The organism is Oleiphilus sp. HI0125, from assembly GCF_001635355.1.
In genome coordinates this window covers 1-711 of sequence record NZ_LWGF01000324.1, presented here as the reverse complement: position 1 = coordinate 711, position 711 = coordinate 1, and the positions used below count along the sequence as shown (strand labels likewise).

The window sequence follows — 711 nt, the reverse complement described above, 5'->3', positions numbered from 1 at the left end:
CCCCATGTTTTAGGTGAAATGGGCTGACTCCGCCCTCGCCGGTATTGTGGAAGAAATCACCTTTAGCTGCGCCTTTGTTCAATGCCTCAATAGCGTTTTGGCTCAGCGCACCATAACTCATCGCTGAAACATTTAGGCGTGAGCAGGAATAGGGTTTTCTGCACTCTTTCCCCCCGACCATAACTCTAATATGTTCTGGGTGAACTTCTTTTGGGGCTAGCGAATGCCAGGCACATAGATAGTTTTGCTGGAAGATATCTCGTTCTGTACCGAAGGCCTTCGTATCAATTTCACCCTTTGCTCTTTGATATACAAGTGACCGCTGCTCTCGATTAAATGGCAGCTCTTCCGTATTATTTGCAATAAAGTATTGATGAATTTCAACTCGGTAAGACTCAAGAAAATAGCGGATATGTGCGACGACGGGGTACAGCCTGTTTAAAGTATGCGCACTGTAGTTTAAATCGTAAAACCCGACCACAGAGTAGCTGATAGTCAGTACCAACATAACCGTGAAAAATGTTTGACCGGTCACCATCCAAAGTGACAAAAATAGCAGGTTTCCGAATACAGAAACCAAATAAAAAACTTGTTGCATTGCAGTCATCACATACTCCACTCATTTGCTATATCGTTGCAATTTTAAGGCGTACTAAATTAATTGGCATCGTAAATCTGAAACACATTTAACCCTCCGATGTTTGATCAGGC

1 protein-coding gene is annotated in these 711 nt (G+C 43.0%); it reads right to left on the bottom strand.

Translation table 11 applies throughout. The features are described from left to right. The coding region (locus A3762_RS04395; RefSeq protein ID WP_255375029.1) for a glutamate synthase-related protein at positions 1 to 607 on the bottom strand (607 nt) is incomplete at its 3' end. Positions 608 to 711 lie beyond the last annotated feature (104 nt).